The following is a 239-nucleotide window of genomic DNA, read 5'->3' as shown; positions in this document are numbered from 1 at the left end:
GACTTAGACGGAGCTGTGTGTACGGGATGACCTTTCTCCATCAACATCATAGCAGAAATAAAAACCGCCCTGCCTAACAACCCCATAAAAACAAAGTTGGCAGACCAGCCCCACTGCCCAGCCAGAACTCCGCCGAGAGTAGGAGCCAAAGTAGGAATAGTTCCGATCATTCCACCCACGTAGCTGATCCACTTACCAGACTCCCGGGCATCAAAATGATCTCGCACCCAGGCAAATGC

Annotated in this window: 1 protein-coding gene; it reads right to left on the bottom strand. The window is 51.5% G+C overall.

Annotated features, from left to right (window positions below; translation table 11 throughout):
• A partial coding sequence (locus ACY2RR_RS24685; protein ID WP_490110851.1) for an MFS transporter occupies positions 1 to 239 on the bottom strand: 239 nt, incomplete at both ends.

Source organism: Parendozoicomonas sp. 2304DJ65-17 (genome assembly GCF_058148445.1).
The sequence above is the reverse complement of the archived record's forward strand: the minus strand, read 5'-3'. Positions and strand labels throughout refer to the sequence as shown.